The 26260-nt window shown below is 53.4% G+C and carries 20 protein-coding genes; 4 read left to right on the top strand and 16 right to left on the bottom strand.

Annotated features, from left to right (window positions below; translation table 11 throughout):
* Positions 1-33: 33 nt before the first annotated feature.
* The 7 genes from BLR64_RS13010 to BLR64_RS12975 all read right to left on the bottom strand — a co-directional run bounded on the left by BLR64_RS13010 (position 34) and on the right by BLR64_RS12975 (position 8446).
* Complete coding sequence (locus tag BLR64_RS13010; protein ID WP_090714703.1) at positions 34-714, bottom strand: hypothetical protein; 681 nt, start codon at positions 712-714, stop codon at positions 34-36.
* 459 nt (positions 715-1173) lie between these two features.
* The gene (locus BLR64_RS13000) at positions 1174-2022 is read right to left on the bottom strand and encodes a carbohydrate ABC transporter permease (protein WP_090714700.1); all 849 of its coding nucleotides are present in this window, start codon (positions 2020-2022) and stop codon (positions 1174-1176) included.
* A gap of 16 nt (positions 2023-2038) precedes the next feature.
* Positions 2039-2917, bottom strand: coding sequence for a carbohydrate ABC transporter permease (locus BLR64_RS12995; RefSeq protein ID WP_090714699.1), 879 nt, complete (start codon positions 2915-2917; stop codon positions 2039-2041).
* 82 nt (positions 2918-2999) lie between these two features.
* Entirely contained in the window at positions 3000-4322 is a 1323-nt protein-coding gene (locus BLR64_RS12990) for an ABC transporter substrate-binding protein (RefSeq protein ID WP_244157691.1), read from the bottom strand.
* Between the two features lie 547 nt (positions 4323-4869).
* Entirely contained in the window at positions 4870-5208 is a 339-nt protein-coding gene (locus BLR64_RS12985; protein ID WP_090714697.1) for a hypothetical protein, read from the bottom strand.
* Between the two features lie 309 nt (positions 5209-5517).
* Positions 5518-6636, bottom strand: coding sequence for a response regulator transcription factor (locus BLR64_RS12980; protein ID WP_090714696.1), 1119 nt, complete (start codon positions 6634-6636; stop codon positions 5518-5520).
* Entirely contained in the window at positions 6614-8446 is a 1833-nt protein-coding gene (locus tag BLR64_RS12975) for a cache domain-containing sensor histidine kinase (RefSeq protein WP_090714694.1), read from the bottom strand. Before BLR64_RS12975 ends, BLR64_RS12980 begins: the two co-directional genes overlap by 23 nt.
* Positions 8447-8645: 199 nt before the next feature.
* On the opposite strand from BLR64_RS12975, the gene BLR64_RS12970 reads away from it, so the two are divergent.
* From BLR64_RS12970 to BLR64_RS12960, 3 genes are all read left to right on the top strand, one after another.
* Positions 8646-9635: a LacI family DNA-binding transcriptional regulator gene (locus BLR64_RS12970; RefSeq protein WP_090714693.1), complete on the top strand. Its 990-nt coding sequence runs from the start codon at positions 8646-8648 to the stop codon at positions 9633-9635.
* 34 nt (positions 9636-9669) lie between these two features.
* Entirely contained in the window at positions 9670-11952 is a 2283-nt protein-coding gene (locus BLR64_RS12965; RefSeq protein WP_090714772.1) for an alpha-galactosidase, read from the top strand.
* A gap of 213 nt (positions 11953-12165) precedes the next feature.
* Positions 12166-13878: a methyl-accepting chemotaxis protein gene (locus BLR64_RS12960; RefSeq protein WP_090714691.1), complete on the top strand. Its 1713-nt coding sequence runs from the start codon at positions 12166-12168 to the stop codon at positions 13876-13878.
* Between the two features lie 88 nt (positions 13879-13966).
* Here BLR64_RS12960 and BLR64_RS12955 read toward each other — a convergent pair whose 3' ends face one another.
* Both BLR64_RS12955 and BLR64_RS12950 read right to left on the bottom strand, forming a co-directional pair.
* Positions 13967-14458, bottom strand: a complete 492-nt coding sequence (locus tag BLR64_RS12955) for a pyridoxamine 5'-phosphate oxidase family protein (RefSeq protein WP_090714689.1) — start codon at positions 14456-14458, stop codon at positions 13967-13969.
* A gap of 207 nt (positions 14459-14665) precedes the next feature.
* Positions 14666-16018: a sodium-dependent transporter gene (locus tag BLR64_RS12950; RefSeq protein WP_090714688.1), complete on the bottom strand. Its 1353-nt coding sequence runs from the start codon at positions 16016-16018 to the stop codon at positions 14666-14668.
* A 263-nt stretch (positions 16019-16281) separates the two neighbouring features.
* Here BLR64_RS12950 and BLR64_RS12945 point away from each other — a divergent pair, with 263 nt between their 5' ends.
* Positions 16282-19680, top strand: coding sequence for an S-layer homology domain-containing protein (locus BLR64_RS12945; protein ID WP_090714686.1), 3399 nt, complete (start codon positions 16282-16284; stop codon positions 19678-19680).
* Between the two features lie 85 nt (positions 19681-19765).
* On the opposite strand, the gene BLR64_RS12940 is transcribed toward BLR64_RS12945, so the two are convergent.
* The 7 genes from BLR64_RS12940 to BLR64_RS12910 all read right to left on the bottom strand — a co-directional run bounded on the left by BLR64_RS12940 (position 19766) and on the right by BLR64_RS12910 (position 26250).
* On the bottom strand, positions 19766-20158 hold the full coding sequence (locus BLR64_RS12940; RefSeq protein ID WP_090714685.1) for a C-glycoside deglycosidase beta subunit domain-containing protein: 393 nt from the start codon (positions 20156-20158) through the stop codon (positions 19766-19768).
* Positions 20159-20177: 19 nt separating this feature from the next.
* On the bottom strand, positions 20178-21164 hold the full coding sequence (locus BLR64_RS12935; protein WP_090714683.1) for a sugar phosphate isomerase/epimerase family protein: 987 nt from the start codon (positions 21162-21164) through the stop codon (positions 20178-20180).
* A 57-nt stretch (positions 21165-21221) separates the two neighbouring features.
* Positions 21222-22190: a sugar phosphate isomerase/epimerase family protein gene (locus tag BLR64_RS12930; RefSeq protein ID WP_090714681.1), complete on the bottom strand. Its 969-nt coding sequence runs from the start codon at positions 22188-22190 to the stop codon at positions 21222-21224.
* Positions 22191-22221: 31 nt separating this feature from the next.
* Positions 22222-23319 (bottom strand): Gfo/Idh/MocA family protein, encoded by a 1098-nt coding sequence (locus BLR64_RS12925; protein WP_090714679.1) that lies wholly within the window; start codon positions 23317-23319, stop codon positions 22222-22224.
* A 231-nt stretch (positions 23320-23550) separates the two neighbouring features.
* Positions 23551-24639, bottom strand: a complete 1089-nt coding sequence (locus BLR64_RS12920; protein ID WP_167360666.1) for a Gfo/Idh/MocA family protein — start codon at positions 24637-24639, stop codon at positions 23551-23553.
* Between the two features lie 29 nt (positions 24640-24668).
* A complete protein-coding gene (locus tag BLR64_RS12915) occupies positions 24669-25460 on the bottom strand; it encodes a sugar phosphate isomerase/epimerase family protein (RefSeq protein WP_090714675.1) in 792 nt (263 codons plus the stop codon).
* A 151-nt stretch (positions 25461-25611) separates the two neighbouring features.
* Positions 25612-26250, bottom strand: a complete 639-nt coding sequence (locus tag BLR64_RS12910; protein ID WP_090714674.1) for a TetR/AcrR family transcriptional regulator — start codon at positions 26248-26250, stop codon at positions 25612-25614.
* Between the last annotated feature and the right edge of the window lie 10 nt (positions 26251-26260).

Raw genomic sequence — 26260 nt, 5'->3', positions numbered from 1 at the left:
TTTCCGCCGAATCAGAGGCATTTTTGCCTCACTCTACCATATCCCGCTATCCATTATAGAAGGAATATATTCATAGCGGCACACCCTGCTGCTTCCATTCGCCGGTACAGGTCTTAGCTTTCCCTTTTCACACAGCCGGGTTAGGGATTTACGGACAGTGCGCGGATGAACCCCCAGCCCTTTTACCAGATCTGCAGGACGGATTAGTCCATCCCAACGTACCGCTATACGCATAATCTCTTTTTCCAGTCTGGTGTATTGATGCTCTAACCCCTCAGTATTTATCAGCAGACTTGGAGCCAGTAAGGACTTGAACAATGAGATTGTGAGATCCGGTGCTGATTCCAAATCATCATAGGGAACCGCAACTACCTGATAACCCGCTATCTGCAGATAAGTTTCGCGGTTGAGCTCCTGCCTGTACCTGGTCCGATCCATTTGCTGCACATGCGGGCCATAGCCTTTTACCTCTATAGCCATCTTGATCTGCCCCCGCTTCCACACAAAATCAACAAAGTACGGCCTTCCCCGCCAGTCCGCGACCTCATACTCAGGATGCAAGTCATCCATATGACCAAAAATCGGCCACCAAACCCGCTCAACAAACAACTTTTCTCCATGTCCGTGTCCACGCTCAAGGCGGTCCAGCCGCTCACCGTTCCTCCGTTTCTTATGAAAATCAACCCATTTCGAATGTTCCTCAGCAAATCCCATTACCCAATTCTCCTTTCCAACACAAAAAAGTCCCGCACCCCAATATGCTTGGAGTACGGGACGTTCTTCGTCCGTTTGGTTTGATTATAAATTTGCCGCTTCCAGCCGTCAAGGGTGATTATTTAGAGTAAAGGCAATATTCTGTATGGCCGGTAAGCAGGTTGGGGTTGGGGTTGGGGTTGGGGTTGGGGTTGGGGTTGGGGTTGGGGTTGGGGTTGGGGTTGGGGTTGGCTATTGGATTGGCTATTGGATTGGCTATTGGGTTGGCGTTGGTGTCAGCTTTGCATTGGATTTTGTGTTGGCGTCGGCGCGTTGGTGTTGGCGTCGGCGCGTTGGTGTTGGCGTTGGGCCCGGCGTTAGCGACAGGACAGCCTCAAAAAAACCGGACCATGAGATTTTCCAATCTTAAAGTCCGGCTATTAACTTAAAAGTCCTGCAAACTCAACTCCGCCGCAACAATCAGCCTTTTACCGCCGACCCCACTGTCATTGCCCGCTCCACCTGCTCACTAAGCAGCAGATAGACGAGCACCATCGGAACCGAAGCAATTGTCATGACCGCACCCATCGCTCCCCAATCTGTGCTGTACGAGCCTTGGAAAAAAAGCAGTCCCAGCGGCAGTGTCTTCATATTTTCATCCGAAATAAGAATGTAAGCCAGTGTGAACTCGTTCCAGTTATTCAGGAATTGGAAAATGGCAATCGTAGCAATCGCCGGCAGCGCCAGCGGCAGGATGACCTGGCCGAACAGCCGGTAAATACTCGCTCCGTCGATGCAGGCGGCCTCTTCTATTTCCCGGGGAATGCTCACCAGGAACCCGTAGAACACCATTGTTGAGAACGGAAGACCGATAGCAATGTAGGGGATGATAAGCGCCCCATAGGTATTTGTAAGGTGAAAATCACGCACCAGAATGGCCAAAGGAATCATAATAACCTGCAGCGGCATGAACATTCCGACAATCATATACGTTCTTACCGCCGAGCGGAACCTCCACTGCATCCGGGCTACGGCAAAAGCGAACATCAGCGCCAGCAGCAGAATGCACAGTGTAGATATAATGGAAACGATGAAGCTGTTCATAAAATAACGCGGAATATTAAACTGCGTCCAGGCATTAACATAGTTCTCAAACCGGAAATGGGTCGGGAACCCGAACGGATTGGTGACGAAGATCTCATCATTATTTTTCAGGGAATAGGAAATCATCCAGAACAGCGGGTACACCGATACGATAAAATACAGCCACAGCGGAATTTGCAGCAGAAAGCTGCCGATGGACCGGAATGTTGTTGTTTTTGAGTTCATGAGGTGCTCCTTTCCATTAGGCGTGCTGTCCGCGGTCGAATACTTTGTTGATTACAACCGTCGCCACGAGCGAGATCATCACGAGCAGAACCGATACAGCGCAGGCATAACCATAGTTACTCTCCATAAAAGCATACCGGTAAATCATAAAGGTCAGCGTATAGTTGGTCGTGCCCGGGCCGCCGTTGGTCATGATCAGCATCTGCACGAACGCTCCGATACCGGAAGTGATCGCGATGGTGAAGCAAAATTTGAACGTCTCGCGCATCAGCGGGAGGGTAACATGCCAGTGTGCCCGCCATTTACCGCAGCCGTCAATCGTAGCAGCCTCAAAGTAATCCTCAGGGACTGCTTTGACACCCGCGTATAACAGCGAGAACTGATAGCCCATGAACTGCCATGCGTTGACAAAAGCTATCGCAATAATCGACTGTGTCGGTGAAACCAGCCAATTTTGCTGATAAGGGATACCCAGCACATCGAACAGCTTGTTCACAAGCCCGTTCGTCGGGTCGTACATGGCGATCCACAGCTGGCAGACAACGGTAACCGACAGGACCACGGGGATAAAATACGCCGTTTTGAGCAGCTTGCGTCCGCGAACCCGCGGATTCGCGCACACAAGCGCCAGAATGGTCCCGAGTCCGATCTGAAACACAGCCAGTACCAGGGCAAACAAAGCCCCGTTCTTAAGCGAAGTTCCCAGCAGCGGATCATTGAACAGCTCGCGGTAATTCGCCAGGCCAGCAAAGGCAGCGGTACTCAGACCGTCCCAGTCATAAAAGCTGCGGAATACGGTCTGCAGTACCGGATAGATCAGGATAACACTGTATAATAACAGGGCAGGGAGCAGAAAGAGCGCCAATGCCGGTTTATTTCCCAAGTATTTATTCATGCGGATCGTTCCCTCCTTGTTCCGTTACAGCCTGACCCCGGGGCATGGGCCACAGGGTCGGGACTGCATAAGAATGACTAAATTACTGATTTTCTTTGCTAAGCGTCCGGTTCAGGTTGGCGATAAAATCCTCTGCGGTAAATCCGTCTACCAGCATATTCTGAGTGTTGTCGTTAACTGCGTTCTGGATCTGGGTGTTGCTCAGCAGCTTCGCATATTCTTTGGCATTTGGCAGCAGCTCATCAGCAATCCGCTGCATCATAACCGGCACATCGGACGCGATCGGCTTGTCGGTTTTAGGCGAAACGATCGGGCTGCCCAGCTGGGTATATTTATACTCGGCTGATTTGGCTGCCAGGAAGGCGGCTACTTTTACTGCGGTTTCCTTGTTCTTGCTTGCCGGAGATACCGCATAGCCCTGCGGGGATCCAGCTCCGGCGATGTTATATTTGGACGCCTCGTAGGTTGCTTCGTCCTTGGCCGGCCAGTACATCCAGTCTACCTGGTCACCGAGCTTCTCAGCCGAGCTGTAGATTTCCCATTGGCCGTTAACGAACATTCCCGCACGCCCCTGGTAGAACTGGGAGGACGCCTGGTCATAGTTGGTATTCGTTGCGTTGGCGTCGAACAATCCGGCCTGCTGCAGCTTTTCCATCTCCTCTGCTGCGCTTACGAACGCCTGCGGCAGCTCGGTCAGCCCCTGTTCATCCAATGCGCCAAAGCCGGCAGCATCCTCACGGGTTACGAGACCGTTGTAGAACGCGGAGGTAATCCATTTTTCCTTTGCAAAAATCGACATCGGCACATACCCCGCTGCCTTCAATTTACCGGCTGCAGCAGCCAGCTCATCGTAGGTCTTGATCGGAGTGGCAATGCCTACTTCATCAAAGATGGTTTTGTTGTAATAGATCACCTGGAACTCGATGCCGGTGTCGGGATAAGCGTACACATGCCCGTCCGGGGCAATCAGGCGCGATTCTACGCCCGGGTTCAGGCTGTTTTTGTACTCGGTGGTGGCTTCGTAATTATCCAGAACTTCTACATTTTGGGATTTGGCAAAAGTCTGCAGTGTCGCCCAGTCCGTGAAGTAAATATCAGGCATGTTGCCGGTTGCGGCATAGGTCTTCAGCTTCTGGTTACCGTCCTGAACCGCCGGATCCAGCTCGATCTCCACCTCCGGCATTTCCTTTTTCAGCTCAGCTACTGCGTAGTCAAACGGCCCCTTGGTGTCATCGTCAAAATGCTGGGCATATACCTTAAGTTTCACTGTGCCGCCCTCAGCAGGCGTATTGGCCGCTGTCCTGTCGTTGGAAGCTGCATTATTGCCTCCTCCGCAGGCTGAAAGCACCAGAGTCATGGAAAGCGTTATCATTAGTGCACTTAAGCCTTTGCGCTGATTATTCATTGTTGAATCCCCCTCGTGCGAGTATATGTCTTGAGGCTATGCTGTCCTTGCCACATTCACATTATAGCCCCGGACCCCGGCCGATCTTAAGGCACTAAACGGGCCTAACCCGTAAAAAACGGGACAAAAAAGAAAGTCACCCCTGTGAGGTGACGGTATGTATTGTTTGGGCTGGCTAGCCTGGATAACAAAAAGCTGTAATAATGCCTGCCATTCGTAATGGTTTCACCTACTATCACGCCGCTACTGTTGTAGACACTATATCGCCCCCACTAACTATCACTCCAACAATGCTGCCTACACTATCCTGCCCTTACTATCTGCTAACATTGCTTTTCGCACACTTTGGGCTTAAGTTTTCTTACTCATCTTGCAGAATAAGCGCTTTAATGGGAAAAATCCCTTTATTCCATTGGGTTCGCCGAGGATTCACTGAGTTCGATGGAGGTTCGAAATCAAAGGCATTTGTGCCTCTCATTTCGCCAACTGGCCCGCTTCAGGCGAAATCAAAGGCATTTGTGCCTCTCATTTCGCCAATTGGCCCGCTTTAGGCGAAATCAAAGGCACTTTTGCCTCTCATTTCGCCAACTGGCCCGCTCCAGGCGAAATCAAAGGCACTTTTGCCTCTCATTTCGCCAATTGGCCCGCTTTCGGAGGAATCAAAGGCACTTGTGCCTCTCATTTCGCCATTTTGCCCGCTTTCGGCGAAATCAAGGGCACTTGTGCCTCTCATTTCGCCATCTGGCCCGCTCCAGGCGAAATCAAGGGCACTTCTGCCTCTCATTTCGCCATCTGGCCCGCTTTCGGCGAAATCAAAGGCACTTGTGCCTCTCATTTCGCCAACTGGCCCGCTTTCGGCGAAATCAAAGGCATTTTTGCCTCTCATTTCGCCATCTTGCCCGCTTTCGGCGGAATCAAAGGCATTTGTGCCTCTAATCCTCTGGCATCAGGCACCACACCCACTTTGTCCATGGCACAGCTCCGGCCGATTCAGCGGTCTTGTTGCCTCCCGATTCCCATGCCCGCAACCTCCCCTGCCCGCTTGCCTGCCGTCCGGTCAGACAACTTACCCGCTGTTGTCGCCACCTGCCTGCCGCCTGCCAAACAACCCTCCGCTGCCACTGCCAGCCAACCCTACTACAGCCTGCCTATTCTCCAGCCTGACAGGCAGCCAGAACACCCGGCACAAACGCGGCTACTTCCGCACCAGCTGCTCATATTCGGTCGGCGTCACGCCGAAGCGCTTTTTGAAGCTTTTGCTGAAATAGTTAGGGTCTGCGTAGCCGACACTCTCGGAGATATCCGCCAACCGGCGGTTGCCTTCCAGCAGCAGGGCCCGTGCTTTTTTCATGCGGATATGGGTGATGTGGTCAACAATGGAGTGGCCGGATTCCTTGCGGAAGATACGGCGCAGGTAGCTGGAATCGACATAGACGCCGCCCGCCACCTGCTCGGCTGATAAGTCTGCATCCGCATAATGCTGCTCGATGTACCAGATAGCGGCGCTGAACAGGCTGGACGCCTTTGTCGGCTTCACATCCTCCGTCAGCTGGATCACCCTGCGGTACAGGGCGATCAGCCACTCCTCTGCCTCGTCCCAGGTGGCACAGACCTTCAGCCTGTCATACGGCGCCTTGTCCTCCCCGCTGTCCCACACCCGGCTGTACGCAAAGCCGCGTTCCCCCGCAAACGTTAAGGCCAGCGACAGCAGCCCCATCATCATCGCATCCGCATATTCATCTCCCCAGGTGCTGCTGCGTAGCCGGCCTACGGCTTTGCGCACCTCATCCAGCACGTCGGCATCCTTCATGCGCAGCCCAAGCACGATTGCGTCGCGTACCGCGCCGAGCTCCAGCGCCTCCTGTCCGGGATGGGCAGACGCAGACGCAGCCCTGGCGCCCTCCGCAGCCACCCGATCAATCTCGCGCCCGGCAGACAAGCGCGGCAGCTTCGGCCGGATGCGCTCCAGCATCTCGGTCATCTCCGCTTCGTTGAAGGGCTTGAGCAGATAATCCTGCACGCCGGTGCGTACCGCCTTCTGCACATACTCAAACTCATTGTGCCCCGAAATGAACACAATCACGATCCGCTCAAAGCGGTCCTTCAGCTTGACCGCCAGCTCAATGCCGTCCATAAACGGCATATTGATGTCCACCAGCGCCAGATGCGGCTGATGCTTCTCCGCTTCCGCCAAAGCCTCCTGCCCGTTCCTCGCTTCGCAGCATACCTGGAAGCCGTGGCGCTGCCAGTCCATTTTGAGCCTGAGAAAATCGCGGAACAACGGCTCATCATCAACAATCATCACCTTGTACATTGTGCACATCCCTCTTTTCGTTTCCAAGCAGCGGCAGCGACAGCTCCACCACTGTTCCTTCGCCCGCAGCGCTGCGCACCGTCAGCCCGTACTCCTCCCCGAAATACAGGCTCAGCCGCTGCCGCACGCTGTAAGTGCCGATCGACCGTGTCTCCTCCTCAGGAGAATGCCCGGACATGATCGCCTCAATCCGCTCTTCATTCATGCCCACCCCGTTGTCTGTTACCTGAACAACCACTTTCCCTCCGGCAACACCGGCCTGAATCCGGATGAAACCTTTGCTGCCTTTCTTTTTCAGCCCATGATAGATCGCATTCTCCACCAGCGGCTGCAGCGACAGCTTCGGAACCGGTGTGCCTGACAGCTCGGGTGGAATGTCGATTTCATAGCGGAATACGTCAGGGTAGCGGATCTGCATAATCGCCAGATAATCGTCGGTGATCTGGGCCTCTTTTTCCAGAATAATCAGCTCTCTGCCCTTGTTGAGCACCATCCGGTAAAAATCCGCCAGCGCCTTGGTCGTATCCCGCGCCTCCTCATTGCGGTCCAGCTCATTCAGCACGTAAATGGTATCCAGAGTGTTATATAAAAAATGCGGCTTGATCTGTGCGCTGATCAGCGCCAGCTCATACTCCCGCTTGCGGTTCTGCTCCTCCGTCACCGTGACCAGCAGCTCGCCGACCCGGCCGACCATAAAATTAAATGCCTCGGCAATCGTCCCGATCTCATCCTCTGTTCTAGCTGCGGCAACCGGCCGCAGATCACCGCTCACCACCTGCCGCATAGCCCGGGTCAGCCGCTCCAGCGGACCAGCTACCATCCGGGAGAGCAAATTGGCCCCGAACAGGGAAAAAATCAGGCAAAGTGCCCCGACCAGCGCAGTCAGCCGTACATTCTGCTGCACATCCGCCGTCAGCAGCTTCAGCGATACGACGTTGATCAGCTGCCAGTCCATCCTGCCGTAAGGGCTGACCGTAACCAGATTGCCCCCCTCCTGATAAGAAAAGCTCGCTTCCCCGGCCGAACCGCCGGCTTCTGCGATTTTGGCAGCCACTGCAGGCTCTGCCGGCTGTAACAGGCTGTCCTTATCGGCTGCAGCCACGATGCGCCCGCGCTCATCCACGAAGTAATAGGCTTTGGGTGCTTCCGGATCACTCGACTGCAAATAGGCTGACAGCTGCTCCTCCCTGATCATTAAAAAAAGAGTGCCCAGCGTCTCGCCGCTGTCGATATTTATGACCATTTTGCCAAGGGTCAGGACCGGAGCCGCCGGGTCAGGAGTCAGATAATTCCGCTGTTCCATCCCGAACCAGCGGGACACGCCGTAGCTGCCGGAAGCCTGTACCTTTTCCAGCAAACCGCTCGCGGCAATGCCTGCTTCCTCCCCGCCGGAAACATAGGACGGGTAGACTGTACCGTCTTTGCCGACAAAGACTGCCGCATCCACCTCCCGGAAAATGGACAGGTCTGTGGACAGCCGGCTCTGCATCAGATTGGCAAAACGCACCTCCTCCAGCGGAAGCCTCCGGGCAGCGGGATAGGATTCATACAGCCGGTTGATATTCGTGACCATAATATTGGCAGCAGTCTCTGCGCTGCGCAAAATATAATCTGTACGCGAGAGGATCAGCTGGGATTCGTCTGCAACATTGCGCGTCGTCCGCTCAATCAGCGAGCGGCTGAATAAATGGCTGGACAATACGCCCAGAATAAGCAAGGACAAGATCAGCAGGGGCAGAAAAATTGCAATCACCTTGCTTTTAAACCGGAGCCGTCCAAACCAATCACCGATAAATACTGGAATTCTCAAGCCAGTCCTCCTCCGCTCTCAAATGAATATTCAACATGGTAACATAATCTTTCAGGCTTTAGAAGCCGTCGGCTTAAGCAAACCAGTCTCTCCATTCTCGGCAAAAAGCGGGCTTGAAAGTTCACCGTCCGGGTGATAGGATAAAAGCGTAATCATCATTTAGTAAATTTATTAACTAAACATTAAAGGCGGGAGCAGCTTGGCAACGATAAAAGATATCGCCCGTGAAGCGGGAGTATCCGCAGCTACAGTATCGCGGGTGTTAAATAACGACCTGACTCTGGCTGTCAGCGAGGATACCCGGACCCGGATCTTTGCCGTCGCGGAGCAGCTTGACTACAAGCCTGCCCGGCTGAAGCAGCTGAAGAGGGACACCGAGCTCGGCGGCAAAACCGTCTCCCTCCTGCTCTGGTGCTCCCCCGAGGAAGAACGGGATGATCCGTATTACGGCTCCATCCGCCGCGGAGTGGAGCTGCGCTGTGAGGAGCTGGGCATCCGGCTCGGCCAGACGCTGCGCGGCCGGGCGCCGCAGCATCTGCTCCGGCCCGGCGACGGTCTTATCGTTGTCGGCGGCTTCGATCTCAAAGACATCGAAGGGCTGCATACCGATCCAGACACTATAGTGCTTGTTGACCAGTACCAGGAACGCTCTGACTATGATTCGGTGCGGACGCATTTCCGGCAGGCGATGGACCAGGCACTCGGTCATTTGTTTGCCCTCGGCCACAGGGATATTGCCTTTATCGGCGGGGGTGACAGCGGAGAACGCCGGGTTCATCATTTTGAGCGGATTATGCAGCAGCAGGGCTGTTTCGATCCTTCGCTGGTCCGCACCGGCAGCTGGAGCAGTGCCGACGGCTACCGGATGATGGACGAGCTGCTGGCGGGCACAAAGCGGCCGACTGCCTGCTTCGCGGCCAGCGACCCGCTCGCGGTCGGCGCTCTGCGCGCCCTGCATGAGCATGGAGTACTGGTGCCGCAGGAAATGGCCATCGTCGGCTTCGACGATATCGAGATGGCGGCTTATGTCCAGCCGCCGTTGACCACCATCCGCGCTTATCCCGAGCAGATGGGCAAGGCTGCCGTTCAGCTGCTTGCCGAACGGTTTGAGGGCCGCGAAGCACCGTCGCATACGATTATCGGCACAAAGCTGATCGTGCGCGGAACGTGCGGAGCGGTTGCAGATTAACTTACATTGACAAGGAGAGAATTAAGGTATGAGCATGAACATTTACGTTGACGAATCGCTTGGCCTGTTCCATCTTCAATCCAAAGGCACCAGCTATATTATCAGGCTCGTTGAAGGCTATCCTTCCCATGTATACTGGGGATCACGCCTCCGTCATGACAGCACCCTGACCGATGCGCTCCAGATCCGCGAGCGTTCATCGTTTTCCCCGAATCCGGTGCCGGGCAAACCGTCCCTTTCGCTGGATGCCCTGCCTCAGGAGTATCCGCAGTACGGCACAAGTGATTTCCGCCGTCCCGCTTACCAGGCCCAGCTTGCCGACGGCAGCCGGATCACAGAGCTGAAATATACCGGCTACACCATCACTTCCGGCAAGCCTTCGCTTGAAGGACTGCCTGCCGTATATGCTGAGAGCGAAGATGAAGCGCAGACACTGGAGCTTATCCTGAAGGACAGCTATGCCGGACTTACAGTGAAGCTGCTGTACACCGTGTTTGCTGACCACAACGCAATCGCCCGTTCTGTGCACTTCGAGCATAACGGTGATGCTCCGCTGCGGCTGGAGCAGGCGCTCAGCGCCTCGGTAGATTTCGCCGACTCCGCTTACGATACCCTGCACCTCAGCGGAGCCTGGGCAAGAGAACGTCATGTTCAGCGCCGTGCGCTTGTGCCGGGGGCAGCAGTAGCGCTGGAGAGCCGCCGCGGCTCAAGCAGCCACCAGCTGAACCCGTTCATGGCCCTGCTGCGCCACGGCGCGGATGAAGACCACGGCGATGTCTACGGCTTCAGCCTGGTCTACAGCGGCAGCTTTGCTGCGGTTGCCGAGGTGGAGCAGTTCGGGACAACCCGTGTGAACATCGGGATTAACCCGTTCGATTTCTCCTGGCTGCTGGAGCCGGGCCAGACCTTCCAGACGCCGGAAGCAGTACTGGTCTATTCCGGCGGAGGGCTCGGCGGTATGTCGCGCACCTATCACCGCTTGTACCGGACCCGTCTCTCCCGCGGCGTTCACCGTGACAAAGCCCGTCCGATCCTGGTCAACAACTGGGAAGCAACCTATTTCAACTTTGACGCCGACAAAATCACCGCCATCGCCAAAGAAGCCGGTCCGCTCGGCATCGAGCTGTTCGTGCTCGACGACGGCTGGTTCGGCAAGCGTGACAACGACAATAGCTCGCTCGGCGACTGGTTCGAACACAGCCGCAAGCTGCCCGGCGGTCTTGCTGACCTGGCCGGCCGCGTAAACGCAGAAGGCCTGCAGTTTGGCTTGTGGGTGGAGCCGGAGATGGTCTCGCCGGACAGCGAGCTGTACCGCAAGCACCCGGACTGGTGTCTGCATGCTGAAGGGCGCCGCCGTACCGAGGGGCGCAACCAGCTGATCCTTGATCTTTCACGTACGGAGGTCTGCGACTATCTGTATGAAACCTTGAGTGCGGTCTTCGCCAGCGCACCGATTGCGTATGTCAAGTGGGATATGAACCGCAATATGACCGAGATTGTCTCTGCTGCGGCAGCTCCTGAGCGGCAGAAGGAAACCGCCCACCGCTACATGCTCGGTCTCTACAATCTGATGGAGCGCCTGACCTCGCGCTTCCCTGATATTCTGTTCGAGAGCTGCTCCGGCGGCGGCGGCCGGTTCGATCCGGGCATGCTGTTCTATATGCCGCAGACCTGGACCAGTGACGACACCGATGCCATCGAGCGTCTGGCGATCCAGTACGGCACAAGCATTATATACCCGGCCAGCAGCATGGGCGCACATGTCTCCGCTGTACCGAACCATCAGGTAGAGCGCACAACCTCGCTTGCAATCCGCGGCGATGTGGCGATGAGCGGCAACTTTGGCTACGAGCTGGATCTGACTGCCTTCACCGAAGCAGAAAAGAATCTGGCTGCCAAGCAGATCGCCCAATACAAAGAGATCCGCACGCTTGTACAGCAAGGGGATATGTACCGACTGCTGAGCCCGTTCGAGGGCAGCGGCGATACCGCCTGGATGTTCGTCAGCGAAGATAAGACAGAAGCCTTCGTAGCGTACTTCCGTGTACTCGCCAAGCCTAATGCTCCAATTGCACGGCTTGCGCTCAAGGGGCTTGATCCTGAGCTGGATTATGTGCTTGAGACCGGCGCAGCCGACAATACGGACAGCCATGGCGCTGCGGATACAGCAGCAGCCGACAGTACAGCCCCGTTCCAGCCAGCCTTCGGCGGAACGCCTTACGGCGGCGACCGCCTGATGCGTATCGGACTCATTGTCTCCGATCTGCGCGGCGATTTCGCCAGCTGCACCTACCGTCTGCGGGCAGTACAACGTTAAGGCTTCCTGCAGCAGCCGGTCTTCTAATGCAGCCATAGCAGCACACAAGACAAGGGTATTCATCTCCGCCACGGGGATGGATACCCTTTCTCTTTTCTCCAATACAGCAGCCCCGGATTTCTCCCCATATCTGCTTAACAAACAGCCGTAATCTGTCGATATATATTCAGTTAAAATAATTAACATTATAGAGAAACAAAGGGGACATCCTGTATGAGACTGTTAAAAAACCTGGGTATTGCAAAAAAGCTTATGATTCTTATCCTGGTGAGTGCAGCTTCTCTGCTTACCATCGGAACAATCGGGCAGGTCTACACGAATATAATGGCCGATAAATCTGAAGTCATGTACGGGGAGAACCTTATTCCGCTCAAAACCGTCATGCAGATCCGGATCAACGCCAGAGCAAGCGATGCCTATACGCTTGAGCTGCTGACAACGAAAAATGCTGACCGAATTAAAGAATTAAATGAAGAAATTATTTCTGCATGGGCTGAAATTGATGACATGATCGGAGAGATTGAAGCGACACATCTCAGGGAAGCGGAGCGTCAGCTTATAGCCCGGTATCATGAGCAGGCAGCGGTACTGGAAGCTTCAAGACTCCAGGTCATTGAATTGGCCTCTCAGAATAAAAATGAGCTGGCCTATATAGTCTATACAGAAGAGGTGGAATCCCAGCGCAAGCTGGTTAATGATACGCTGAAAGCCCTGCAGCAATCCAAGGTTGAAGGAGCCGGGGAAATCAATTCACAGAATCAGAGCCGGGTCACCCGGATTACGATTATTGCCTCATCCGTCATGATGGCTACACTCCTGCTGCTCGTCTTCCTCGGCCTGCTGATCTCGCGCATGATTGTCCGGCCGGTCAAGGAGGTAAGAGGCCTGCTGCTGCAAGCCGAGCATGGTGACTTCACCGTGAAAAGCAGCTATGTCTCCAAGGACGAGATCGGCGGACTGTCCGCTTCCTTTAATGAAATGACTGCCAGACTGCAATCTATATTCAGTTCCGTTCAGGAATCCTCCCATTTTGTCGCCTCTACCTCCGAAGAGCTCAGTGCAAGCGCAGAACAGAACAGCCATGCAAGCGGGCATATCGCGGAGACGGTTCAGGAGCTTGTATCCGGTACCGAGAAACAAGCAGACATTGCCGAGGACACCTCGGCATCTATTTCAGACATGACCGGCTACACCCGGACCATTGCTGATCATACAGAACAAATGAAGCAGGATGCACTGCATGCCTCCAGGATGTCGCTGGAAGGCAATCAGGCTATTACTGAGGTTACCTCGCAGATGAATTCGATCTCCACGAACGTAACCAGCCTATTCGAAGCCGTTAACAGCCTTAATAGCCGCTCCGCTCAAATCGGGGAGATCATTAGTGTCATCTCCGGCATTTCAGCCCAGACCAATCTGCTCGCGCTGAATGCATCGATTGAAGCAGCCAGAGCCGGAGAGCATGGCAGAGGCTTCGCGGTCGTAGCCGGGGAAGTACGAAAGCTGGCCGAGCAATCGAACAAATCAACCGAGCAGGTTACACAGCTCATACATCTCATCCAGCAGGATACAGAAGCAACCCTGCATACGATGGATACCGCTTCAAAAGAAGTGCATGCCGGGCTGAACGTTGTAAATGATGCCGGCAGCTCCTTCCGGAAGATTGATGAGGCGGTTAGCCGGTTCGTTGACCAGATCGGGGACATTTCCGAGGCTCTGCAGAAGCTGGCCGGCGGTGCCGTGAACGTGAATACCTCTATTGAAGAGGTTAGCAGCGTGGCCAGGGATTCCGCTTCCCTCTCGCAGAACATCTCTGCAGCAACTGAAGAGCAGCTGGCTTCCATGCAGGAAATCTCGTCTTCAGCCCAGGCATTAGCCAGTCTGGCTGATGATCTCCAAAAGATCGTGAATCAATTCAAAATCTGAGACGGAAAAAGTATACCGTTCCGAACCAAACAGAAGGAGCCCCGCTGCGAGAGCGGAGCTCTTTCTTGTCATGCTGTCCTGCCCGGTGCTAGTCCAGCTCAACCGTCTGGTTGAGGTTAGAATGTTCAGTATCCTGATTGGTTATTCTTTTGAACATGTAACTCGCCTTCTCGGCCAGATTGCCGCTCTTCCAGTACTCCGCCGCTTCGGCATGGACCTGGATCAAGATGACCTCCGGATCATCATAGCTGGTCTTCAAAAAGGCTTCATAGCCCGGGTTCCAGTATTCCTTCTTCTTGGCCACATCATTCACAATTTTCGCCACACCGCGGATCGAGACATAGGATTTATCGGCATATACCACATTCACCCGCGGATCGTGCAGGATCTCGTCAAACTTGCTGGTATCCTTTTTGGTCAGAAACCACAGGTCTCCGTCAAATTCAACCTCCTGCGTCTTCATCGGCCGGGACACGAGACCTTCAGGTGAAATCGTGGTGAACATCGCCGTATCAATGCCCTTGATCAGCTTGCGGACCGTCTCGACGGCCTCCTGGTAGCTATTGTTCAAAGTTGACATGCTTATCGCCTCATTTCTTCCGTGTTAGGTAATAGGTTGTCCAAAGACATACCATTTATTAACCAAAACACGCGGGCGTCTATCTGTGGGTAATTTTCCGCGAGACTAACCCTTACGGAAATACGGCAACCGGCTGAGCGCGCCCTCATTTTGCTCGTTATCGCAAAAGCCCCCGGGACAAGTCCCGGGGGCTTACATACGTACACTTTAGAATTTGATAATCCCCGACGTATGCAGAAGTACCAGGAATACAAGCACCGGAGCCACATAACGCAGGGTGAACAGCCAGATACGGAACCAGCGGGCATTCAGTCCGGCCGCATCAGCTGCACCTTTCCAGAAGTAGCCCGCAAAGATGGTAATCAGCAGGCCGCCCAGCGGCAGCATGATGTTGGAGGTAATGAAGTCCATCCAGTCAAACAGCGCTTTACCCCCGAATGTGAGCTCAGGGAACATCCCCAGCGACATGGCGGACGGAACACCGACCAGGAAGCAGACCAGCGACAGAATCCAGACCGCACGCGGCCGGCTCCAGTTCCAGCGCTCCATAGCGTAGGATACCGGAACTTCAAGCAGGGATACCGCCGATGTCAGAGCAGCAATCGCCAGCAGGATGAAGAACAGTCCGCCGAAGAAGGCGCCGAAAGGCATCGCCGAGAACGCTGCAGGCAGCGCGACAAAGATCAGCGAAGGCCCCTGGTCAGGAGCAATGCCGAACGAGAACGTGGTCGGGAAAATAATCAGGCCGGCAATGAACGCATAGAGCAGGTCGCCTGCACCGATAGCCAGTGTGGCAGTGCCGAGCGACTGGTTTTTGTCGACATATGATCCGTAAGTCAGCAAGATCCCCATCCCGAGTGACAGTGAGAAGAAGGCATGTCCCAGAGCGACCAGTGCGGATTCCGCTGTCAGCACCGAGAAGTCCGGTTTAAGGAAGAAGGATACGCCGGCAGATGAGCCAGGCAGTGTAACGGCACGGATCATCAGGACGATCAGCAGCACGACCAGACCGGGAATCAGCACTTTGTTGAATTTCTCGATCCCGCCGGATACGCCGAGAATAACGACAGCAGCCGTAATCAGCATGGCTACGCCCTGCCAGACAATCGGCATATAACCGGAGATAAACGAACCGAACTCGCCAGCGTAATCGGTATTGCTGAACAGCTGTCCGTTAAACGAAACCACCGCGTATTGCAATGTCCAGCCGGCAACGATGACGTAGAACGAGAGAATCAGAAAGGGTGCAATGACCTGCAGAATTCCGGCAGCCTTCCAGCCTTTGCCGCCTCCTGCCCGGATGAACGAGGTTGCGGCGCTTCCGCGTCCGCTGCGTCCGATCGCCAGCTCAGCCAGCAGAACCGGCAAGCCGATCAGCACGAGGCAGACAATAAAGAGCAGGAAGAAGGCTGCTCCCCCGTTTTCCCCTGTGATATAAGGAAACTTCCACATATTCCCCAGACCCACCGAGCTCCCGATGGCTGCAAGAATGAAGCCGCTGTTCGAGAAACGTTCTTTTTTCTCCGTCAGCAGGCTTTGTTGACCTTTTTGTTGATTCATGTACTGACCCCATTTTTAGTGTTTTATGCCCCATTATAGCTTATATAACGCATGTGTGTCATATATTTTTTTAATTCATTGCCGCGCTAAATTATGTCAGTGTAAATTAATTAAATGAATATTTTAAATCTTTTTTATAACATTTTTAGGTACAAAGGCCGATAAATGCTTTATATCTTTAATACATACCCTCGTTAAAGGAGGCAGGCGAGCATAACAGACTGGAAAATCGCTTCCAAACACTTAAACCAACATCAAGGGAGATGAACACACTGAAGACTAAATCATTATCGGCTAAGCTTTCTGTATTGTTCCTGGCTGCAGCAATGCTTATCAATCTTACCGGACTTACAGCTTATACTTCAGCAGCCGAAGCACCTGATCTACTGCATAAGGCCTATGTTACCAGCTTTAACACCGGTGTAGTGGATGTTGTCAATCTAGAAAACAATACAGTGGAAAAAGGAAAAATCAAGGTTGGAACCTATCCTAACAGTGCAGGATTCAGCCCCACTGGCACACAAATTTATGTTACAAACCGCGGAAGCTCAAATGTATCCGTTATTGACCCTGCTACTGACACTGTAATCAGCACGATTCCCGTGGGAGCAGACCCGCACGGCGTTGCTTTTAACGCCAGCGGAAGTAAAGCGTATGTTGCCAACCGCAGCAGCGGAACGATCAGTGTAATTGATACCGCAGCGCTGTCGGTGACCAATACAATTACTGTATCCAAGACGCCGACTGTCTTGGTCGTAGTAGGTAATAAGTTATTTATTGCCTCTTCAGACGATAACTCGGTTACGGTTGTAGATCTGGCCGAGGAAAAGATGGTATCCAGTATCGCTGTTCCTAACAATCCCTACGGACTCTCTGTTAACCCGGCAGGTACCAAGCTCTATACGGCAAATAAGGGAGGTAATTCAGTAACGATTATTAATGTTTCGGACTATTCGATCGAGACAACTATTACAGTCGGAAGTTCCCCTCATGCTACAGAATCATCTCCCGACGGCAGCCGCGTCTATGTGGCAAACGCCTCGTCCAATAATATGTCCGTTATCGACACTGCGACGAACACTGTAATCAAGACTATACCTGTTGGCGGCAACCCTTATGTTGTCGGTGCCTCTGCAGACGGCAAGCATGCTTATACCATTAACTACACCGGCAGCAGCATGTCTGTGATTGATACGGACACTCTGACTGTGACGGCTACGATTCCGCTCAGCAACGGGCCGTTTATGGTCGGTACGTTCATGGTTTCCACTGCTGCTGCCGCGAATCCGGCCGTACCTCAGGTGGCAGCCCCTGCAGCCAGCCCTGCAGCAGGCGCTGTTCCTTCCGGTACAGAAGTAACTTTAACAACAGCAACGGAAGCTGCGTCGATCTACTATACAACGGATGGCAGCGACCCTACTTCCGGCAGCCAGCTCTATACCGGACCGGTCGCCATAACGCAGGCGTTGACGCTGAAGGCAATTGCCGTTAAGGCAGACATGAAGGACAGTGAAATTTTGAGTCAGGACTACACACTGACTGCTCCGGAGAACAGCATTATTGAGCCCGACACAGCTGTCTTTGACAAACGTACCGGTGCGCAGGCTGATATAGCTGTAAACATGACGCTGAAGGGCAACACCCTGACAAACATTCAAAATGCGGGTACACCGCTGGCAGAGGGAACAGACTACACCGTTTCCGGTACTACCGTTACCCTCTCTGCTGCTTATCTGGCGAAGCAGCCGGTCGGAACACTGCAGCTCACCTTTATTTTCAGTGCCGGAGCACCGCAGGCGCTGACAGTAGCAGTGTCCGATACGACGCAGATTCCGGGCGCTCCGGTTCTGCAATCGGCTGTTCCCGGCAATGGACAGGTCCAATTGACCTGGGCTCCTGTTGAGGGCTCTGCCGCCTACAAGATCTATCAGAGTGTAAGCTCGGCAACCTACGGCGAGGAGCTGGCGACAGTCTCTTCTTCCGTATACACCTATACTGCTTCCGGCCTGACTAACGGCACAGCTTATTATTATGCAGTCCAGGCAGTCAACTCTGCCGGAGACAGCCCGGTATCCAACCAGGCAAGCGCAACACCAATTACAGTACCAGGCGCGCCGCTGGCAGCCAGTGCAGCAGCAGGTGACAAAACAGCTGTCATTTCGTTCACCACGCCGGCAGATAACGGAGGCAGTCCGGTTACAGGCTATGAGATCAGCTCGGCTGAGGGTGACATCAAGGTAAGCGCCGCTTCAAGCCCGGTAGTCATCACAGGACTGCAGAACGGAACCACTTATACGTTCACTGTAAAAGCCATTAATGCCGCAGGTACTGGTGCTGCAGCTACTACAAATGCCATAACTCCTGCCCCTGCTGTGATTACTGCTCCGGCTCCGACAGCAACCCCGGCGCCAGCTGCTACAGGCACAGCAGTGCTTGTCAACGGACAGCTGCAGACAATCGGACAGTCCACGGTTACACAGTCCGGCGGCCAGAAGGTTACCACGCTGACCCTTGATGAATCCAAGCTTCAGGAACAGCTGAATGCTGCAGGCAACGGTGCCGTAATTACACTGCCTTTCACGGAACCTTCCGATGTATTCGTAGGTGAGCTGAACGGGCAGATGGTCAATAGCCTGGAACAGAAGCAGGGTGTGATCAAAATCCAGACCCCGCAGGCCGGCTACACACTGCCTGCTGACCTTCTGCGGATAAGCAGTCTCTCGCAGCAGCTGGGGCAGACTTCGGCGCTGCAGCAGATTACACTGCAGATCCAGATTGCAGCACCGGCCGCAGCCCAGCTGCAAATCATTAATAGTGTTGCGACTTCAGGCAGCTTCACTCTGGCAGCCGCACCGCTGGAATTCACAATTACAGCATCAAGCGGCGGTAAAACAATCGATGTAAATACCTTCAACACCTACGTTGAAAGAAGCATCAAGCTGCCAAGCGGCACAGATGCAAGCAGAATCACAACCGCGCTTGTTATTGAACCTGACGGTTCCGTCCGTCATGTCCCGACCAAGGTCATTACTGAGGACGGCGGACAGGTTGCCCGGATCAACAGCTTGACCAACAGCACCTATGCTGTAGTGTATCACCCGGTTGCCTTTGCAGATGTGGCGGGCCACTGGTCACAGTCTGTAGTTAATGACCTTGCATCGCGTATGGTCTTGAACGGAACCGAGGACGGTGCATTCCATCCAGGCCAGAATATGACCCGCGCTGAATTCGCTGCAACGCTCGTAAGAGCGCTGGGACTCAGGCTGGAAAGCGGCACATCCTCCTTCACGGATGTCCACTCTTCCGCATGGTATAGCCAGGCTGTCCAGACGGCAGTAAGCCATAACCTGATTCAAGGCTTTGAAGATCAGACCTTCCGTCCGCTGGAGCAGATCACCCGTGAGCAGGCAATGACCATCATTGCCAAGGCTCTTGCCTATAGTCCTGCTGTACAGGCAGACGGAAGCCAGACCGCTGCACTCAGCTCCTTCAAAGATGCCGGACAGGTATCCGCCTGGGCAGCTGCAGGTGTCAGCGAAGCACTGAAATCCGGTATTGTTTCCGGCCGCAATGAGAGCACGCTGGCTCCAAAAGCCAATGTCACCCGTGCCGAGGTAGCCGCCTTGATCCACCGCTTCCTCGAAAAATCCGGTCTGATCTAAATCATCCATAGCAACACAAAAAACTCCCCGGTCCGGGGAGTTTTTTTGTTGCATTACATCATCTATTAAGATCCGATTACCAGCATTATTGCACTATCAATGTCTTCGTCTGCGTTCCGGAGAACGGCACCGGGATGTAGGCTACGCGCGAAACCTGAGTCAGCTTAATCTTATGCTCACCCGGCGTAAGCCCGCCTGGCTGTTCCACATACACAACGCCCTCTTGCCCGTATTCCCATTTGTAGCTGGTAACGGTCTTCATTTCTTCAAGTGTAAAATAAATCTCCCCGTCCGGAGAAAAGCGGATGCTCTCGCGGGGAACTTCCTGCCCGTCTACCTCAACCTGGATATCATGGACCATGGAAAGCGGAATGCCGCGGTAGTAGGTAATGCGTGTGCGCATTTTGTAGCCGGTGATTTCCCCGTCCTTTTTGACATTCTCAAGGCTATTATCTGTTAAGACATAGTTATCGAACATGTACTCTTCTCTCCTCTGCTTAGATATAGGAACGCAGCATGTCCTGCTGCTGTCTCACTTGAGCTACTGCATCAATCTCGGTTCCCGGAAGGGCAAACCGGCCGCCCTCATATTCGCTGGCAATATAACCCTCGTAGCCTTTTTCCTTGAGATAATCAATCAGTTCCTTATAAGGAATGGAGTATTCTGTGCCTTCCTCGGTCATTTCCCAGAACTTGCCGTGGAAGTGCTTCACATACGGCATATAAGGGTCCAGAACGGAGAAATCCTTGTTCTCGTATCCGCCCGCAAAGAGAATATATTCTCTGTCGATCCGGGAACGGACCATTTTTTCCAAATCTTCCGGCAGCTTGTTATGGGATAGCTCCAGAGGATCATCCCCGCTGGCAAAGATGTCATCGATATATTTTACAATCTCAGGATTCAAGCCCTGATCGAGGAAAAAGGCTGTGGATACGCGCGGATGTCTGCGGCAGAAAATCCCTGTATCCACGACCAGCCCCAGATAAGGCGAATTCAGCTTGAACATGATGTCGGTAAATTTCTTGGTCATCGCATTGTCAAAAGCCATTCCGGCATGCACTTCAAGCGCCATGATGACATTCAGCTCTTCGGCAAGCGGCAGGGCTTCCTCAATAATGTCGGCCGGGGTGGCGGAAACAAGGCGAACCATCGGGAAGCCGAGCTTGTGGGCTTGTACCAGCTCTTTTTTCAGGAAATCCAGGTTCTCTTTCTTGGTCAGCATGCGGTTATGATACAGGTTCGTATTGATAAAAATATCGTTGCAGACCGGAACGATTCCCGTTTTGTTCACCATTTCCTTCCAGGCCTTGATGCTCGCATCGTCGGTTTCCGGCGTGTTGTGGAACATCTGGTCCGTGATGACCTCTACCCCTTCCACACCAATCTCCGCCAGCTCCTGCAGACAGCCTTCCAGCGTCAATTTGCCGCGCACATATTCATCCTGGTAGCTGTACAAGCTTACCGCCCGTTTAATACTGGACATGTTTACCCCTCGTTTCTTTTATAATAATTATTGTTTTGTTTCTGGAAATCCCTGTCCTTACACCCACCACATCTCTGCAGCCGGCTCACGGATGAGCAGCGGCTTCAGTATTTCCACTGCTTTGGAGAATCCCTCTCCTACCGACATCAGGCCATCCTCATGTTCAATGCTGATGACATAATCATAGCCGACCAGCCGCATTGTGCTGATCAGATCCGCCCAGGTCTTGCTGTCATGGCCATAGCCGACAGAGCGGAAATTCCAGGCCCGGTCCAGCAGTGCCGTGTACGGCTGCATATCCGTAACCCCGTAACGGTTGACATTGACCGGGTCGATTACAGTATCCTTGGCATGGAAGTAATGCAGGGCGCCGGCCCGGCCGAGAATCTGAATCGCCTGCAGCGGGTCAATGCCCTGCCACCACATATGGCTTGGGTCCAGATTGGCACCGATCGCTTCGCCCGCTGCATCACGCAGCTTCAGCAGGGTAGCCGGTGTATGGACGGAGAAGCCGCCATGCATCTCCAGCGCAATCTTCAGCCCTTTGTCCTGTGCGTAGCGCCCGGTTTCCTTCCAGTAGGGAATAACCTTCTGCTCCCATTGCCAGGCCAGCAGCTCGCCGTATTCGTTTGGCCACGGCGCAACCGGCCAGTTGGGATACTTCGCCTCCTCGGAGTCACCGGGACAGCCGGAGAAACCGACTACAACCGGAACCTCCAGACGCTCGGCAAGGTCGAGTGTCTTCATGAACTCCTCATGGTACTGCCGGGCAACAGCCTTCTGCGGATGCAGCGGGTTGCCGTGACAGCTCAGTGCGCTGATGCTTAGCCCTCTGGATTCAAACTGCTGCTTGAAGGCCTTCAGCTTGCCGGCATCAGCCAGCAGCTCATCGGGCTTGCAGTGATGATTGCCGGGATAACCGCCGGTTCCCAGCTCCACGGCGTCCAGTCCTTTGGAAGCAATGATATCCAGCGCTTCTTCGAGGGGTAATTGCTGCAGAAGTACAGAAAATACTCCAAGTTTCATTGTTATTGCACCTTCCCTGTTTTGAAATGGATTAGAAGAATACCGGCTCTCCGGTCTCTGCTGATTTGTAGATCGCTTCAAGAATTTGTGTTACAACCAGGGCCTGCTCCGGTTTAACGAGCGGCTCTTTGTCGTTAATCAGTGCATCCAGCCACATCCGTGCCTCCACATCGTTCGCTCTGCGGCTCTCTCCGCTGAAGTAGGCTACACCGCCGCCGTCAGACGGGCCCGTTTCAACCAGCTGGCCGTGCTGTGCAGTGTTGAACACGACATATCCTTCATCCAGGAATGCTTTGCCGCGCATTTCCGCACCGGCTTTGGTTCCGCACAGCGTAACCTGGGCTTCCTTGCCGTCCAGTACGTTGAGCGCCCATGCGGCTTCCAGATAAATCGTTGCACCGTTCTCCATCTTGATGAAGCCGAATGCGGAGTCTTCCACTTCAAATGTCTCAGGGTCCCAAGGTCCGAACATATTGCCCATCGGGTTGTTACTCAGCTTCTGGTAAGTCGAGCCGACAACCATTTTTGGTTTGTAGTTGTTCATGTTCCACAGGGTCAGATCCAGCGCATGGGTACCGATATCAATCAGCGGACCGCCACCCTGTTTCGATTTGTCCGGGAACACACCCCAGGTCGGAACGGCTTTACGGCGTACAGCATGGGCTTTGGCAAAATAAATTTCACCAAGCTCATCATTTTCGCAGGCTTCATGCAGAGCCAGTGAATCAACGCGGCAGCGGTTCTGGTAGCCGATCGTCAGCTTTTTGCCGGTACGCTTGGCGGCATCCAGCATTTTCTGTGCTTCCTCGGTGCTAATGGCCATCGGCTTTTCACACAGTACATGCTTGCCTGCTTCCAGCGCATCAACCGTAATGTAGGAGTGGGACACATTTGGAGTCAGGACATGTACTACATCCAGCGTTTCGTCCTTCAGCAGTTCCTTGTAATCTGTGTATACGCTTGCATTTTCAATCCCGTATTGCTTGGCTGCCTTAGCGGCACGCTCCTCGACAATATCACAGAATGCTACCAGTTCTGCTTCTTCACTAAGAGCGGCAAGTGCCGGGAAATGCTTTTGATTGGCGATCCCGCCGCAGCCGATGAATCCGAATCTCAATTTTTTGCTCATGTTAGTTTCCTCCTGAATGAATTTCGTAAATACTTACCCAAGTTAAATTATTGTCTTTTCTTTAATCATTTACCACTAGTAAACTTCTTATTCTTACCTTATCACTTCATCATTTATTTGGCAAGCAGATATTTTCAGCTAACGGGAAACGCTTTCAATAAAAACAAAAAACATGCGCCACCCCCCGGCTGCTATTCAGGGATGCCGCATGCCGCGTACAATGTAGCAGTTTTATCTGACAGAAGCTGCCGGCTGACCCTTTTTCAAAACGACAGGAGCGCCTACAGCTGCACTTTGATAGAAAGCATCTACGATTTCAGCAAAATACAGGCCGTCTTCCGCCGGAGCAATCAGCGTACTGCCTCCATGCCGGATACTGTCAACAAAATGCCGGAACTCGTTCTTCAGCTGCAGCGTCGGGTTCAGCTTCAGCTTGGGGGTAATATCCAGACAGATATCCGAGCTTTCGCCGAACAGCTTCAGCTGGCCGTTAACAAGACTGGCTCCGCCCTTGGATCCCATCAGCTCCACGTAGAAGCGGTCCTCTTCAATATTGGAGGCCCAGCTGAAATCAAACGACAGGCTGGCCCCGTTGTCCAGTCCAAGGTAACCGGTTGCCGCATCCTCCACGTTGAACAGGCCGCCTTCAATCCCTTTGTAACCATTGCGGTTCCGCGCGGTTGTATGGACAAAGTTCTGGTGGATGCTGCCTGCCACATAGGAAACCTTGGGCAAGCCCATAAAGTACAGGGCCAGGTCCAGATAATGGGCGCCCAGATCAATCATGACCCCGCCGCCGGAACGGTCCTTATCGGTGAACCAGGTTCCTCTGCCCGGGATGCCGCTGCGGCGGATCCAGCCGGCTTTGGCATTGTAGATGTTGCCGAGGTTCCCGTCATCAATCCACTTTTTCAGGAAGACTGCTTCATTAAGGAACCGGTTGTTGAGGCCGATCATGACTTGTTTGCCATAGCGGTCACGGGCGGCGAGGATGCGCCGGGCTTCCTCACTGCTGATGCTGAGCGGCTTCTCACAGTGGACATGGGCGCCATGCGCCAGTGCAAATTCGGTAATTTCTGCATGAAGGAAATTTGGCGTTACAATGCTGACGATATCGGGACGTTCTTTGAGAAACATCTCCTTGTAGTCACTGTACACTCCGGGCACATTGTATTTCTCTGCCATTCGGGCCGCCTTGCCTGCATCAATATCACATATAGCTACAACCTCAACGTCCTCCAGGGCCAGATAGCCGTGGATATGCTTCTTCTCGGCATTGCCGCCTGCGCCTATCAGCGCGTATTTTAATTTATCTGTCAAAGTAATCACCTCGTAAAAGAACTATTATCTCAGTCTTCCAGCAGCAGCTTCTTGAAATACGCCGCTGAGAAATCAATGCCCTTGTCTGCCAGATGGTCCGGGAGCGCCGATTTGCGCGGTTCGATGCTGAGCCCGGCGTCATAACCAGCTGCCCGCAGTGTAGCGATGAACGAAGGCCAGTCGGTCTGGTCCATCCCGGCCGGCGGCTCATCCACCTTCTGTCCGTTCACAAGCAGTGAGCCCTTGAGGTGCACATGAGTGAACCGGTGCCCCCAGTCCAGCGTCTCCTGCAGATAGTCCCCACCGAAGAAGCGGGCATGTGAAGGATCAAATTTGATACCCAGCTCCGGCAGATGTCCATGAATGACCCTCCAGATATCCGGGGTATTTACAAAGTTTACTTTACGGCAGTTGTAGGAGGAGACAGCAACGTTCTTCGGCTTGGCATAGGCAATAAGCTCACTGAAAAAGGCGATCGCCGCCGTGCAGTTCTCATAGAGCGATAACTCCTCCACATAGTTGCAGCCCGCCACGAAGCTCGGGCAATTCAGCCGGGCCGCAGCATCAATCAGCTTGAAGCACCGCTCCAGCTCTTCACGGATAATCCCGCCCTGTTCATTGATCCGCAGCGACTTCCAGCGTCCGATTGAACCGACCTCCACACCATACTTGGAGGACCACTGCGCAATCTGCTCAATCTGGCTGCAAAATCCGTCAACATCGTCTCCCTCATTAATGGTAAACTCCAGAAAACTCAAGCCTCTGTTTTGGGCCTGAACAAAGCTATCCTCTTTGACAGGAGCAATAATTCCCAGCTTCATATACGCGCTTCCCTTCTGTAAACAGATCAATGATTAATTAACATTTAATGATTAACTATTAGTAACTCTTTAATGCTACTTTAGCAAAAATCCGCTGGTTTTGCAAGCGCAATTAAATACGGATTCCCGTATGGGAATCCGTATTTGCCGGTTATTTTTTCAGATAATGCAGCACAAACGCCTTTGAGGTCATGGCAAGCTCCTGTACGTTACTCCCATGCTCCTCCTGCAGCAGCTTCCCCCGGAAAGCCAGCCGCTGCATTAAACTGATAATCATCTCGAGTATAAAGAGGCTCGTACGCTCAAGCTGCAGACCGGAACGGATAGAACCATCCTGTACTCCTTGCTCAATGTATTGGTGTAGCACTTTGCCGACCGCCCCATCACTAACGGTTTCCTGATAGGACTCCTGCAAGGCTGCGCTTGGGTAATGGTCGCGGTAAGTATGATCAAAGAAGCCTATATATTTCAGGTAATCCGGATGGCTCTCCAGGAACATGATCCATGTATCCATATACCCTTCCACGCTCTTTATTCCGCTGCTGCGGGCGGAGGAGTGCTGCTCAATAAACATGCTGATTTCACCAAGTATTTTCTGCTGAACCGCAAATATCAGCCCGTCCATAGAGTCAAAGCACTTATAAAACGTAACCTTGCTCAGATTCGCCCGCTCACAGACATCCTTGAGTCCAACATTCATAAAATTCTGTTCAATCAGCAGGCTCAGGCCGGCCTGAATGAATTCTTCACGGTTCCGGCTCCTTACATCCTGATGCCATGTTGAAGCCATCCAGACTTCC

Origin of the sequence: Paenibacillus typhae, assembly GCF_900099765.1 — a bacterium.
Lineage (GTDB): Bacteria > Bacillota > Bacilli > Paenibacillales > Paenibacillaceae > Paenibacillus_AQ > Paenibacillus_AQ typhae.
Note: the sequence above shows the minus strand (reverse complement) of the source record. Positions and strands in the feature narration are given on the sequence as shown.